Raw genomic sequence first — 13419 nt, forward strand, 5'->3', positions numbered from 1 at the left:
TCAAGGGGATGATCCCCCGCGATCCCGGTGCCGACCGGGTGGTGCCGCCCGCCGGCTTTACCGTGCGGCTGACGCTGTTCACCTCGGCCGCGATGGCCTTTCTGACGGTCTTTGCGCTGGCGCTGTCGCTGGCGGCGGGGCGGCTGGCCACCAGCTGGGGCGAGGACCTGGCGCGGGCCTCGACGATCCGCATCTCGGCCCCCGAGGGCCAGCTGGCGGCGCAGACCGGCGCGGTGCTGCGGGTGCTGGAGCAGACGCCAGGCATCGCCTCGGCGCGGGCGCTGACGGCGGATGAGCAGCGCGCGCTGCTGGCGCCCTGGTTCGGCCCCGACCTGCCGCTGGAGAGCCTGCCCATGCCGCAGCTGATCGAAGTGCAGGAGAGCGGCGAGGGCTTTGACACCGACGGGTTGCGCCTGCGGTTGCACGCCGAGGCGCCGGGCGCGGTGCTGGACGAACACAGCCGCTGGCGGCGGCCGCTGGTGGCGGCGGCGGACCGGCTGCGCCTGCTGGGCTGGCTGGCGATCGGGCTGATCGGTGCCGCCACCGGGGCGATGGTGACGCTGGCTGCGCATGCCGCGCTGGCCGCCAATGCGCAGGTCATCGCGGTCTTGCGGCTGGTGGGGGCGACGGACGGCTACATCGCCGGGGCCTTCGTGCGCCGCTACACGCTGCGCACGCTGACGGGTGCCGCGCTGGGCACGGTCGCCGGGCTGGCCTTGCTGCTGCTGATGCCGGTGGGTGGCGGCGCCGGGGACATCCTGACCGGGCTGCGCTTTGCCGGGCTGCAATGGTTCTGGCCGCTGCTCGTTCCGCCTCTGGCCGCGCTGGTGGCCTTTGTTGCCACCGAACTGGCCGCGCGCCGTGTCTTGGGAGAACTGGCCTGATGCGTTGGGTGATGTCGTTCCTGTTCGTGATCCAGATGTACGCCATGATGGCGATCATGGGGATTCTCTTTCTGCCCTGGGCGCTGGTCTCGCGCCACGGCGCGCGCACGGCCTGCCGGACTTACTGCAAGTGGGTGCGGCTGACGGCGCGGCTGATGGTGGGCCTGCGCACCGAGGTGCGGGGCGAGGTGCCCACCGGCAACGTGCTGATCGCCGCCAAGCACCAGAGCTTTCTCGACATCATCCTGATCTTTGGCGCGGTTCCCGCGGGCAAGTTCATCATGAAGCGCGAGCTGATGTGGATGCCGGTCATCGGCCAGTACGCATTGCGCATCGGCTGCGTCCCGGTCGAGCGCGGCAAGCGCGGTCAGGCCATCGCCAAGATGCTGAGCGACGTGGCCGACGGCTCGGCCGATCCCGGGCAGCTGATCATCTACCCGCAGGGCACGCGCATCGCGCCGGGGGTCAAGGCGCCCTACAAGGTCGGCGCCGCGCTGCTGTACGAACAGACCGGCGAGGCTTGCGTCCCCGCCGCCACCAATGTCGGCGTGTTCTGGCCACGCAAGGGCATCTACCGCAAGCCGGGGCTGGCGGTGGTGCAGTTCCTGCCGGTGATCCAGCCGGGGCTGACCAAGGAGCGATTCCTTGAACGGCTGGAGCGCGAGGTCGAAACCGCCTCCAACGCGCTCATGAAGGAGGCCGGTTTCGATGCGACGGCTTGAGACGATTGCCGATCTGGAGGCGCTCTATGGCCCGCCGGTCCCCGCCGCGCTGACCAAGGTGGCGCAGCACCTGACGCCCCTTTACCGCCGCTGGATCGAGGGCGCGCGCTTTGCCGTGCTGTCGACGGTCGGCCCGGAGGGGGTGCACGGTTCGCCGCGCGGCGACGACGGTCCGGTGGTGCGGGTGGCGGACGAACGGACGCTGATGCTGCCCGACTGGTGGGGCAACAACCGGCTGGACTGCCTGCGCGACATCGTGACGGACGGGCGCTGCGCGCTGCTGTTCCTGGTGCCGGGGACGAACACCACGCTGCGGGTCAACGGCCGCGCCTGCCTCACCGACGACGCCGGGCTGCGGCAGGGCTTCGCCCGGGGCGAGCGTCTGCCCGCCACGGTGATCGTGGTCGAGGTGGCCGAGGTCTACCCGCAATGTGCCAAGGCGCTGATGCGCTCGGGCATGTGGACCTGCGGCGACATCTCGACCGGCCTGCCGACGATGGGCGATTTCCTCGCCGACATGTCGAAGGGCGAGATGGGCGGCAAGGACTACGACCGCAGCTATCCCGAGGCCGCCAAGCCCCGGATGTGGTAGGCGCGCCTCAGCGGTGCTGGTCGATCAGGATCGGGTTGCCGTCCGGGTCGGTCAGGGTCAGGTAGGCCGGTCCGCTGCCGTCCGGATCGGCGGTCTGGGTCAGAGTCAGGCCGCGCGCCTGCAATTGGGCCTGCAAGTCGCGGACATCGGTGAACGCCTCCAGCGGCTGGGCCATCTGGTCCCAGCCGGGGTTGAAGGTCAGCATGTTGCGCTCGAACATGCCCTCGAACAGCCCGATGGTGGTGCCGGAATTGCGCAGGATCAGCCAGCCCTGGTCGGCGTCGCCCCCCGCGACGGTAAAGCCCAGCGCCTCGTAGAAGCTGCGGGAGGCGGCGAGGTCCTTGACCGCGAGGCTGACGGAAAACGCGCCCAGTTGCATGACGGGATCCTTTCGGTTGTCCTGTCATCCTAGCACGAACAAGCCGCCCCGGGGGGCGGCCTGTCCTGTCACGGTGACTGTGGCCCGCATATAGGTGAAAAGCCCCGCCGCCACTGGCCAGCGCCGCCTTGCGTCCCGCGTTCCCGACGCAGCCTGGCCCGCCTGTTTCTTCTTGGTGAAAATACCTCCACGGGGGTGCGGGGGTGTGAAACCCCCGCGTCCACCGCCATCACGAGCGGCACCTACATATGGATCGCGCCGCTGCCGCAAGCGAGTGCCGCCTCGCGCACCGCCTCGGAGTAGGTCGGGTGGGCGTGGCAGGTCAGCGCCACGTCCTCGGCCGAGGCGCCGAATTCCATCGCCACGCAGATCTCGTGGATCAGGTCGCCGACCATCGGGCCGATCATGTGCGCGCCCAGCAGGCGGTCGGTCTCCTTGTCCGCCAGCAGCTTGACGAACCCGTCGCCGGCAAAGTTCGCCTTGGCGCGGCCGTTGCCCATGAAGGAGAACTTGCCGACCTTGTAGGCGCGGCCTTCCTTCTTCAGCTGCTCCTCGGTGGCGCCCACGCTGGACACCTCGGGGTGGGTGTAGATCACCGACGGGATCACGCCATAGTTGACGTGGCCATGCTTGCCGGCGATCACCTCGGCGCAGGCCATGCCCTCGTCCTCGGCCTTGTGGGCCAGCATGGGGCCCTCGATGCAGTCGCCGATGGCGTAGATGCCCGGCACAGAGGTGCGCCAGTGGCTGTCCACCTTGACCTGGCCGCGCGGCATCATCTCGACCCCGAGGTCCTCCAGCCCCAGCCCGTCGGTGTAGGGCTTGCGCCCCGTGGCCACCAGCACCACGTCGGCATCGACGCTGTGTTCGCTGTCGTCCTTGCGCAGCTTGTAGGTGACCTTGGCCTTGGTCTTGGTCGCCTCGACGCCCTGCACGGCCGCACCCAGGGTGAAGGACAGCCCCTGCTTGGCCAGCAGCCGCTGGAACTGCTTGGACACCTCGGCGTCCATCCCCGGCGTGACGGCGTCGAGGTATTCGATCACCTGCACCTCGGACCCGAGCCGGGCATAGACCGATCCCAGCTCCAGCCCGATCACGCCGGCGCCGATCACGCAGAGCTTTTTCGGGATCTTGGCCAGTTCCAGCGCGCCGGTGGAGCTGACCACCACCTTTTCGTCGATCTCGACATTGGGGATCGAACTGGCCTCCGATCCGGTGGCGACGATGATGTTCTTCGCCTCGTGGACCTCGTCGCCGACCTTGACCTTGCCCGCCTCGGGGATCGAACCCCAGCCCTTGAGCCAGGTGATCTTGTTCTTCTTGAACAGGAACTCGATGCCCTTGGTGTTCTGGCCGATGACGTCGTCCTTGTAGGCCAGCATCTGTTTCCAGTCGACCGAGGGCGATTTGCCCTTGAGGCCCATCTTGGCAAAGTTGTGCTCGGCCTCGTGCAGCTGGTGGGAGGCGTGCAGCAGCGCCTTGGAGGGGATGCAGCCGATGTTGAGGCAGGTGCCGCCCAGCGTGTCGCGTCCCTCGACGCAGGCGGTTTTCAGCCCCAGTTGCGCGGCGCGGATGGCGGCCACGTAGCCGCCGGGACCAGAGCCGATGACGATGACGTCGTATTGTGCCATGTGATGTTCCTTTCGTTGTCGGCGGGGGGAGGGGCGCTGCCCCTCTGGGCCTGCGGCCCATTCACCCCGGGATAGTTCCGGACCAAGGATGCGGCCGGGTGGTGAGGTGTTGCGGCGTCATGCCAGCGCCGCCAGCAGCATGAGGGCGGTGGCGACAAAGCCGACCATCCAGATGACCGAGCGCCAGGGCGTCCAGCCGTAGTAGTAGGCCGGGATGTAGAGCGTGCGGGCGGCGAGGTAGAGCAGGGACATGGCGGCGGTAAAGCCGTTGCCCTGGTCCGAGAAGGTGATCACGAAGACGGCGATCGAGAACAGGATCAGCCCTTCGAAGTGGTTGTTCAGCGCGCGGACTAGGCGCGCGGTGCGTGGCGACAGCTCGGCTTGCAGGTTCATGCCGTCGCGCGGCGACAGGGTCTTGCCGGTGCCAAGCTCGCGGTTGGCGGGCACCGACATCAGGACGTATTGCAGCACCTGCAACAGCGCGGCCAGCGTGAGGGCGGTGAGTTCGGGTGTCATGCGGTGGCCTTTCCCCGCGTCCAGCGGGCGCGGTTTTCCGGGGTCAGCAGGCGGGCGCGGGTGGCGGTGAACCAGTCCTGGCAGGCGCGTTCGGCCGTGGCGATGGCGGGATCGCCGCGCCAGTGTGCCAGCGTGGCGCGCAGCGCAGGCGCGGGGTCGGCCAGGGTGCGGTCCTCGACCTCGTTGCGGTTGGCCTTGCGGTGCCAGTGGCTGTTCAGGTGGTACTTGGTGTCGCCCATCTTGCCCTGGCCGTCGCCGCGATCGTTCTTCATCAGGAAACAATCCTGCGACCGGACCGCGTAGTGAAACAATTGCGCGCTCTTTGCGGATGCCGCGATGTCGTGCGGGCGAAAGCGGGCGGATTTCGGCTGTCGCAGCGAACGGTTGGAGAGTGGCGCGCCGTCCGGTGTCAGCACCAACGGATTGTCGGTTTGCGGCTCCAGCGGGTTGTGGTCGGTGGCGCGGGCAAAGCTGGCGACCTTGAACAGGCACTTGAACTTGGTCACGCCCGGCTCTGGCGCGGGCTCGGCGCGGGTATTGCGCACCGTGACCAGGTCGCCGGGCGTCCAGTCCGTCACGCCACTGTCGCCGAACATGCGCCAGGGGATCGGGACAACATCGGCGCGCTGGGTGCGGTCCATCAGGTCCGCCAGGGTGCCGTCATGCAGGACCAGGAACTCGTCGCTGTCGATGTGCAGGAGATGGCTGATCCCCTGCGCGCGGGCGTGCGACAGCACGAGGTCCATGCCGCTGTCCTGCGGCGCGGTGCCCTCGGGGACGGACTGCCGCAGATGCGTCACCAGGCCCCTGTCCGCCAGCGCGTCCAGCAGCAGGTCCGACCCGTCGGTGATGTCGTTGGTCACCACGATGACCTCAGCGAAGCCCAGCGCACGGTGATGCGCCAGCCACTCCAGCAGGAAGAGGCCTTCGTTGCGCATGCAGGCGGCGAGGGCGATGCGCCGGGCCTTGCGCGGACTGTCGTGTGCATCGCTCATCGGGGACGGGGTCCGGGTCCTTGTGAAAGGGGAACGGGCGCGCCGCTGGCGCACCCGTCCATAGGGCGGTGTTTCCCCCGCCGTTACAGGTCCATCAGCAGGCGGCGCGGATCCTCGAGCGCCTCTTTCACGCGGACGAGGAAGGTCACCGCGCCCTTGCCGTCGACGATGCGGTGATCGTAGGACAGGGCGAGGTACATCATCGGCCGGATCTCGATCTTGCCGCCGATGACCATCGGCCGGTCCTGGATCTTGTGCATGCCCAGGATGCCCGACTGCGGCGGGTTCAGGATCGGCGAGGACATGAGCGAGCCGTAGACGCCGCCGTTCGAGATGGTGAAGGTGCCGCCCTGCATCTCCGCCATCGACAGCTTGCCGTCGCGGGCGCGGCGGCCCTTTTCGGCGATCGCCTTCTCGATCTCGGCAAAGCTCATCCGGTCGGCATCGCGGATCACCGGCACCACCAGGCCCTGCGGCGTGCCCGCCGCGATGCCCATGTGGACAAAGTTCTTGTAGACGATGTCGGTGCCGTCGATCTCGGCGTTGACCTCGGGGACCTCGTTCAGCGCGTGGCAGCAGGCCTTGGTGAAGAACGACATGAAACCGAGTTTCACGCCATGCTTCTTCTCGAACAGTTCCTTGTATTCGTTGCGCAGGGCCATGACCTCGGTCATGTCCACCTCGTTGTAGGTGGTCAGGATCGCGGCGGTGTTCTGCGCGTCCTTCAGGCGGCGGGCGATGGTCTGGCGCAGGCGGGTCATCTTGACCCGCTCCTCGCGCGCGGCGTCCTCGGCGGCGACCGGGGCGCGCGGCGCCTGCGCCGGGACCGAGGCCTGCGACGGCGCGGCGGCGGCGGCCACGGCGGCGGCGACGTCGGATTTGGTCACGCGGCCGTCGCGGCCGCTGCCGGTGACCTGGTCACGGCTGATCCCGGCCTCGGCCATGGCCTTTTCGGCGGCGGGGCCGTCCTTGATGTCCTTGCCCGGACCGGCGTCGCCGGCGGCCGGGGTGGTGTATTGCTCACCGTCCGCCGCGTCTCCGCCGGGCGCAGCCGAGGCCGAGGCGCCGCCGGAGGACAGCACCGCCAGCTTGCCGTTGGCCTGCACGGTGGCGCCCTCGGCGGCGAGGATCTCGGTCAGCACGCCGGCCACGGGGGCGGGCACCTCGACCGAGACCTTGTCGGTCTCCAGCTCGCACAGCATCTCGTCCTGCGCCACGGCGTCGCCGACCTTCTTGAACCAGGTCGAGACGGTCGCCTCGGTCACCGACTCGCCCAGGGTGGGCACCATGACGTCGATGCTGTCGCCGCCCTTGGCCTCGGCCGCCGGGGCGGCGGCTTTTTCGGGTTTTGCCGGGGCGGCGGCCTTTTCGGGCTTGGCCGCGGCGGGGCTGGCGGCCGCGCCGGCGCCTTCGGAGATGTTGGCCAGCAGCGCGGCGACACCCACGGTCTCGCCCTCGGCGGCGACGATCTCGGACAGCGTCCCGGCCACCGGCGAGGGCACCTCGACCGTGACCTTGTCGGTCTCCAGTTCGCACAGCATCTCGTCCACCGCCACGGCATCGCCGGGCTTCTTGAACCAGGTTGCGACCGTCGCTTCGGTCACCGATTCCCCAAGGGTGGGAACACGTACTTCGGTCATGATCTCAGTTTCCTTCCATCGTCAGCGCTTCGTTCACGAGCGCCTCTTGCTGTGCTTTGTGCTGGCTGGCCAGGCCCGTGGCGGGGCTGGCCGATGTGGCGCGCCCGACGTAGCGGGGCCGCTTGTGCTTGGCGTCGATGCGGCCCAGCACCCATTCGATGTTGGGCTCGATAAAGCTCCAGGCGCCCTGGTTCTTGGGCTCTTCCTGGCACCAGATCATCTCGGCGCCCTTGAAGCGTTCCAATTCCTTGACCAGGCTGATCGCCGGGAAGGGGTAGAACTGTTCGACCCGCAGCAGGTAGATGTCGTCGATGCCGCGTGCATCGCGTTCCTCGAGCAGGTCGAAGTAGACCTTGCCCGAGCACATGACCACGCGCTTGATCTTGTCATCCGGTTGCAGCTTGGTGTCGGAATGGCCCTTTTCCGCGTCGTCCCACAGGACCCGGTGGAAACTGCTGCCGGTCACGAAATCCTCGACGTCCGAGATGCACAGCTTGTGCCGCAGCAGCGACTTGGGCGTCATCAACACCAGCGGCTTGCGGTAGGAGCGGTGCAGCTGGCGGCGCAGGATGTGGAAGTAGTTGGCCGGGGTCGAGCAGTTGGCGACGATCCAGTTGTCCTGGCCGCACATCTGCAAGAAGCGTTCCAGCCGGGCCGAGCTGTGTTCCGGGCCCTGGCCTTCAAAGCCGTGCGGCAGCAGGCAGACCAGGCCCGACATCCGCAGCCACTTGGATTCGCCCGAGCTGATGAACTGGTCGAACATGATCTGCGCGCCGTTGGCGAAATCGCCGAACTGCGCTTCCCACAGGGTCAGGGCGTTGGGTTCGGCCAGCGAATAGCCGTATTCAAAGCCCAGCACCGCGTATTCCGACAGCGCCGAGTCGATCACGTCGAACCGCGCCTGGCCCTCGCGGATGTGGTTGAGCGGGTAATAGCGCTCTTCCGTCTCCTGGTTGACGATGCCGGAATGACGCTGCGAAAAGGTGCCGCGCGTGCTGTCCTGGCCGGCCAGCCGCACCGGGTAGCCTTCCAGCTGGAGCGAGCCGAAGGCCAGCGCCTCGGCGGTCGCCCAGTCGTAGCCCTTGCCGGTCTCGAACATCTGGCCGCGGGTTTCCAGCAGGCGGGCCACGGTCTTGTGCACCGGGAAGCCCTCGGGCAGCGTGGTCAGCGCCTTGCCGATGTCGCGCAGCGCCTCTTTCTTGATCGCGGTCTTGCCGCGCTGGTACTTGCCCTGTTTCTGCTTGTCGAGGTGGCTCCAGCGGCCGTCCAGCCAGTCCGCCTTGTTGGGGCGGTAGACCTTGCCGGCCTCGAAATCCTCGTTCAGCTGCGCCTGAAAGGCGGCCTTCATGTCCTCGATCTCGCCCTCGGGGATCAGCCCGTCCTTGACCAGCCGCTCGGTGTACAGGGTCAGCGTGGTCTTCTGCTTCTTGATCTTGTTGTACATGATCGGGTTGGTGAACATGGGCTCGTCGCCCTCGTTGTGACCGAACCGGCGATAGCAGAAGATGTCGATCACCACGTCCTTGCCGAACTTCTGGCGGAACTCGGTGGCGACCTTGGCGGCGTGGACCACGGCCTCGGGGTCATCGCCGTTGACGTGAAAGATCGGCGCCTCGACCACCAGCGCGTTGTCGGTGGGATAGGGCGACGAACGCGAGAAGTGCGGCGCCGTGGTAAAGCCGATCTGGTTGTTCACGACGACATGGATGGTGCCGCCGGTGCGGTGGCCGCGCAGGCCCGACAGGGCGAAACATTCCGCCACGATGCCCTGGCCGGCAAAGGCCGCGTCGCCGTGCAGCAGGATCGGCATGACCTTGGTGCGCTCGGGGTTGTTCAGCTGGTCCTGCTTGGCGCGGACCTTGCCCAGAACCACCGGGTTCACCGCCTCGAGGTGGCTGGGGTTGGCGGTCAGCGACAGGTGCACGGTGTTGCCGTCGAATTCGCGGTCGGACGAGGCGCCGAGGTGGTATTTCACGTCACCCGAGCCGTCCACGTCCTCGGGCTTGAAGCTGCCGCCCTGGAACTCGTTGAAGATCGCCCTGTAGGGCTTGTTCATCACGTTGGCCAGCACCGACAGGCGGCCGCGGTGCGGCATGCCGATGACGATTTCCTTGACCCCCAGCGCGCCGCCGCGCTTGATGATCTGTTCCATCGCGGGGATCAGGCTTTCACCGCCGTCCAGGCCAAAGCGCTTGGTGCCCATGTATTTGACGTGCAGGAACTTCTCGAAGCCTTCGGCTTCGACCATCTTGTTCAGGATCGCCTTGCGCCCCTCGCGGGTGAACTTGACCTCCTTGCCATAGCCCTCGATCCGCTCCTTGAGCCAGCTGGCCTGCTCGGGGTCGGAGATGTGCATGTACTGCAACGCGAAGGTGCCGCAGTAGGTGCGTTTGACGATCGACAGGATCTCGCGCAGCGAGGCGATCTGCAAACCCAGCACGTTGTCGATAAAGATCGGCCGGTCCATGTCGGCCTCGGTGAAACCGTAGGACTTGGGGTCCAGCTCCGGGTGGTTCGAGGTGTCGCGCAGGCCCAGCGGGTCGAGATCGGCGGCCAGGTGGCCGCGGATGCGGTAGGCGCGGATGATCATCAGCGCGCGGATGCTGTCCAGCACGGCGCGCTGGATGACCTCGTCCGACACGGTCACGCCCTTGGCATCGGCCTGCTCCTTGATCTTCTTCGCCGCCCCCCTGGCCTCGGCCGGGACGGCGGGCATCGGCCATTCGCCGGTCAGCGCGCCGGTCAGGTCGTCGTCGGGCACCGGCGGCCAGTCGCGGCGCGCCCAGGACGGGCCCTGCGCTTCCTTTTGCACGTCCATCTCGGCATCGCCCAGCTGGCGAAAGAAATCGGCCCAGGCGTCATCCACGGCGGACGGGTCGGCGGCGTAGCGGGCGTACATCTGTTCGAGGTATTCCGCGTTGTGCCCCTGCATGAAGGAGGAGGCATGGAAGAGGTCGTTCGGGCTTTGGTCGGTCATCGGTCTCTCCTCTACCGATTATTGGCAGGTCAGCTGGACGCGGGCGCGGTGTTGCAGCCGGTCGGTCCAGGTGGGGCGGATGGATTGCATGTCGTAGCGGCCGCTGCCGCAGAGCGCGGCGGCGTAGCCGTCCAGCCCGGTCTCGTCGATCCGGGCGGGCACATAGGTCAGCAGGGTGGTGCCGGGCGGGGCGTCCTGCACGGCGATCCGCACCCCGCCCGGCAGGTCCAGCGCGTGCGGCCGCGCGGCGGCGTTCAGCCAGATCGCGAGGCAGGCCAGCAGCAGCACCCCGCCGATGGTCACGTTCATCGCGCGCCATGGCAGGCGCGGCGCGATGCCCGGGACGCCCGGGCGCCCGGCGGGGGAGGTGTCGTTGCGCCTCATGACGCGGCCTCCGTCGGCAGCGGCGGCACGATGGCGGCGCCCCGGCAGAGCGCGGCACCGCGCCCCCGTCCGGGGGCGGTCGCTGCGTGCCGAGATCTTGCCGAACCGTCTGCCATCTGGTCCTACGCGCCCCGGGCTTGCGCCGGGGCCTCCAGCGTTGATGTCCCGGGACAGGCCCGGGACGGGTTGCGCCTAGCCGTTCTTGATCGCCTTCATCACGGCCTCGCCCAGCGTCGCGGGGCTGTCGGCCACCACGATCCCGGCCGACTTCATGGCCTCGATCTTGTCCTCGGCGCCGCCCTTGCCGCCGGCGACAATGGCACCGGCGTGGCCCATACGGCGGCCCGGAGGGGCGGTGCGCCCGGCGATGAACCCGGCGGTCGGCTTCCAGCGGCCCTTCTTCTTTTCGGCGGCCAGGAAGGCGGCGGCATCCTCTTCGGCCGATCCGCCGATCTCGCCGATCATGATGATCGCTTCGGTCTCGGGGTCGTCCAGGAACAGGTTCAGCACGTCGATGTGCTCGGTCCCCTTGATCGGGTCGCCGCCAATGCCCACGGCGCTGGACTGGCCCAGGCCCATGTCGGTGGTCTGCTTGACTGCCTCATAGGTCAGCGTGCCCGAACGGGACACGACGCCGACCTTGCCGCGCTTGTGGATGTGGCCCGGCATGATGCCGATCTTGCAGGCGTCCGGGGTGATGACGCCCGGGCAGTTCGGCCCGATGAGGCGCGAGGACGAGGTCTCCAGCGCGCGCTTGACCTTCATCATGTCCAGCACCGGGATGCCCTCGGTGATGCAGATGATCAGCTCCATCTCGGCGTCGATCGCCTCGAGGATGCTGTCCGCGGCGAACGGCGGCGGCACGTAGATCACCGAGGCATTGGCGTCGGTCACATGCTTGGCCTCGTGGACCGAGTTGAAGACCGGCAGGTTCAGGTGGGTCGTGCCCCCCTTGCCCGGCGTGACGCCGCCGACCATCTTGGTGCCGTAGGCGATCGCCTGTTCAGAGTGAAAGGTGCCCTGCGAGCCGGTGAAGCCCTGGCAGATGACCTTGGTGTTTTCGTTGACGAGGACTGCCATCGTGGCGTTCTCCTGATTACTCTTCCAAAAGCGAAACTATGAATTCGCCGTCGGAAATTGCGGTTATTGCGATCTTTTGTCCCGAATAGCTTATGTGGGGCGCAAGATGCTTTTTGGCTGCGTCGGTGCGATCAGTGATCATGTACTTGTTTGTATCGCCGCGAACGAAGTGCTCGGTCGAAACCCCGTCCGGCCATGTGATGGAGATAGTTTTCGCACCCGGCGGCGGCGACGCTATAGAGGGCGCCGTGCCAGTGACGAAAGCCTCGCGCGGAATACGTGACTTTGCTTCGGTCAGACGGAAGACGAGGCTACCGTCTGCGTTTATGGTTTGAGCGCGAATCCACGTCTCGATCACGTGGTTACCCCTTCACGGCTTTCACGATCTTCTCGGCCCCGTCCGACAGGTTGTCCGCGGCGATCACGTTCAGGCCGGAGGTGTTGATGATCTCCTTGCCCTTCTCGACGTTGGTGCCTTCCAGCCGGACGACCAGCGGCACCTCGATGCCCACTTCCTTGACTGCGGCGACCACGCCTTCGGCGATCACGTCGCAGCGCATGATGCCGCCGAAGATGTTGACCAGGATGCCCTTCACGTTCGGATCGGAGGTGATGATCTTGAACGCCTCGGCGACCTTTTCCTTGGTGGCACCACCGCCCACGTCGAGAAAGTTCGCGGGCTCGGCGCCGTACAGCTTGATGATGTCCATCGTCGCCATGGCCAGGCCCGCGCCGTTGACCATGCAGCCGATCTCGCCGTCCAGCGCGATGTAGTTCAGGTCGTACTTGGACGCGGCAAGCTCCTTGGGGTCTTCCTCGGTCTCGTCGCGCAGCTCGGCCACGTCGGGGTGGCGGTACATCGCGTTGCCGTCAAAGCCCATCTTGGCGTCGAGGCATTTCAGCGTGCCATCGGGGGTCAGGATCAGCGGGTTGATCTCCAGCATCTCCATGTCCTTGTCGACGAACAGCTTGTAGAGCGTGCCCATCAGCTGCACGCACTGCTTCATCGCCTTGCCTTCGAGGCCCAGCATGAAGCCGATGCGGCGGCCGTGGAACGCCTGGTAGCCGGTCGCCGGGTCGACGGAGAACGACAGGATCTTTTCCGGGGTGTTCTCGGCCACTTCCTCGATGTCCATGCCGCCCTCGGTCGAGGCGACAAAGGAAATGCGCGAGGTCTGCCGGTCCACCAGCAGCGCGAGGTAGAATTCCGACGTGATGTCGGACCCGTCCTCGATGTAGATCCGGTTGACCTGCTTGCCGGCCGGGCCGGTCTGCTTGGTCACCAGGGTGCGGCCCAGCATCTTCTTGGCTTCTTCCGCCGCTTCCTCGACCGACTTGGCCAGGCGCACGCCGCCCTTTTCGCCGGCGTCGGCCTCCTTGAAGCTGCCCTTGCCGCGGCCACCGGCGTGGATCTGCGCCTTGACCACCCAGAGCGGGCCGTCCAGCGCGCCGGCGGCGGTCTTGGCTTCTTCGGCCCTCAGGACGACGCGGCCGTCCGAGACCGGAGCCCCGTAGCTGCGCAACAGCGCCTTGGCCTGGTATTCGTGGATATTCATGGGTCGACTGTCCCCGTTTTGCTGCGGATTTCCCCTACCTACGCAGGCTCGGCCGCCGGTTAG

At 67.3% G+C, this 13419-nt stretch carries 13 protein-coding genes; 3 read left to right on the top strand and 10 right to left on the bottom strand.

Annotated elements, in window-relative coordinates:
• Window positions 1–8: 8 nt before the first annotated feature.
• The 3 genes from MAA8898_RS17805 to MAA8898_RS17815 are packed head-to-tail and all read left to right on the top strand — an operon-like array spanning window position 9 to window position 2198.
• A complete protein-coding gene (locus MAA8898_RS17805) occupies window positions 9–884 on the top strand; it encodes a cell division protein FtsX (protein WP_094022377.1) in 876 nt (291 codons plus the stop codon).
• The gene (locus tag MAA8898_RS17810; protein ID WP_245853472.1) at window positions 884–1606 is read left to right on the top strand and encodes a lysophospholipid acyltransferase family protein; all 723 of its coding nucleotides are present in this window, start codon (window positions 884–886) and stop codon (window positions 1604–1606) included. The genes MAA8898_RS17805 and MAA8898_RS17810 overlap by 1 nt, the downstream gene beginning before the upstream one ends.
• The gene (locus MAA8898_RS17815; protein ID WP_094022378.1) at window positions 1593–2198 is read left to right on the top strand and encodes a pyridoxamine 5'-phosphate oxidase family protein; all 606 of its coding nucleotides are present in this window, start codon (window positions 1593–1595) and stop codon (window positions 2196–2198) included. The genes MAA8898_RS17810 and MAA8898_RS17815 overlap by 14 nt, the downstream gene beginning before the upstream one ends.
• Before the next feature lie 7 nt (window positions 2199–2205).
• Here MAA8898_RS17815 and MAA8898_RS17820 read toward each other — a convergent pair whose 3' ends face one another.
• From MAA8898_RS17820 to sucC, 10 genes are all read right to left on the bottom strand, one after another.
• Entirely contained in the window at window positions 2206–2577 is a 372-nt protein-coding gene (locus MAA8898_RS17820) for a VOC family protein (protein WP_094022379.1), read from the bottom strand.
• Between the two features lie 242 nt (window positions 2578–2819).
• Complete coding sequence (gene lpdA, locus MAA8898_RS17825; RefSeq protein ID WP_094022380.1) at window positions 2820–4208, bottom strand: dihydrolipoyl dehydrogenase; 1389 nt, start codon at window positions 4206–4208, stop codon at window positions 2820–2822.
• Window positions 4209–4325: 117 nt separating this feature from the next.
• Entirely contained in the window at window positions 4326–4724 is a 399-nt protein-coding gene (locus MAA8898_RS17830; RefSeq protein WP_094022381.1) for an MAPEG family protein, read from the bottom strand.
• Complete coding sequence (locus tag MAA8898_RS17835; RefSeq protein WP_094022382.1) at window positions 4721–5719, bottom strand: glycosyltransferase family 2 protein; 999 nt, start codon at window positions 5717–5719, stop codon at window positions 4721–4723. Before MAA8898_RS17835 ends, MAA8898_RS17830 begins: the two co-directional genes overlap by 4 nt.
• Before the next feature lie 83 nt (window positions 5720–5802).
• Window positions 5803–7362, bottom strand: a complete 1560-nt coding sequence (gene odhB / locus MAA8898_RS17840) for a 2-oxoglutarate dehydrogenase complex dihydrolipoyllysine-residue succinyltransferase (RefSeq protein WP_094022383.1) — start codon at window positions 7360–7362, stop codon at window positions 5803–5805.
• A 1-nt stretch (window position 7363) separates the two neighbouring features.
• Window positions 7364–10336, bottom strand: coding sequence for a 2-oxoglutarate dehydrogenase E1 component (locus tag MAA8898_RS17845; RefSeq protein WP_094022384.1), 2973 nt, complete (start codon window positions 10334–10336; stop codon window positions 7364–7366).
• Window positions 10337–10354: 18 nt separating this feature from the next.
• Window positions 10355–10720: a hypothetical protein gene (locus MAA8898_RS17850; protein WP_094022385.1), complete on the bottom strand. Its 366-nt coding sequence runs from the start codon at window positions 10718–10720 to the stop codon at window positions 10355–10357.
• A gap of 192 nt (window positions 10721–10912) precedes the next feature.
• The gene (gene sucD, locus MAA8898_RS17855) at window positions 10913–11800 is read right to left on the bottom strand and encodes a succinate--CoA ligase subunit alpha (RefSeq protein ID WP_094022386.1); all 888 of its coding nucleotides are present in this window, start codon (window positions 11798–11800) and stop codon (window positions 10913–10915) included.
• Between the two features lie 16 nt (window positions 11801–11816).
• A complete protein-coding gene (locus MAA8898_RS25885; protein WP_141194886.1) occupies window positions 11817–12158 on the bottom strand; it encodes a hypothetical protein in 342 nt (113 codons plus the stop codon).
• Between the two features lie 4 nt (window positions 12159–12162).
• Window positions 12163–13356 carry an ADP-forming succinate--CoA ligase subunit beta gene (sucC, locus tag MAA8898_RS17860; protein ID WP_094022387.1) on the bottom strand — a complete coding sequence of 398 codons (1194 nt, stop codon included), beginning with the start codon at window positions 13354–13356 and terminating at the stop codon, window positions 12163–12165.
• Window positions 13357–13419: the final 63 nt, after the last annotated feature.

This window comes from Antarctobacter aquimaris (assembly GCF_900184945.1).
In the GTDB taxonomy this organism is placed as follows: domain Bacteria; phylum Pseudomonadota; class Alphaproteobacteria; order Rhodobacterales; family Rhodobacteraceae; genus Maliponia; species Maliponia aquimaris.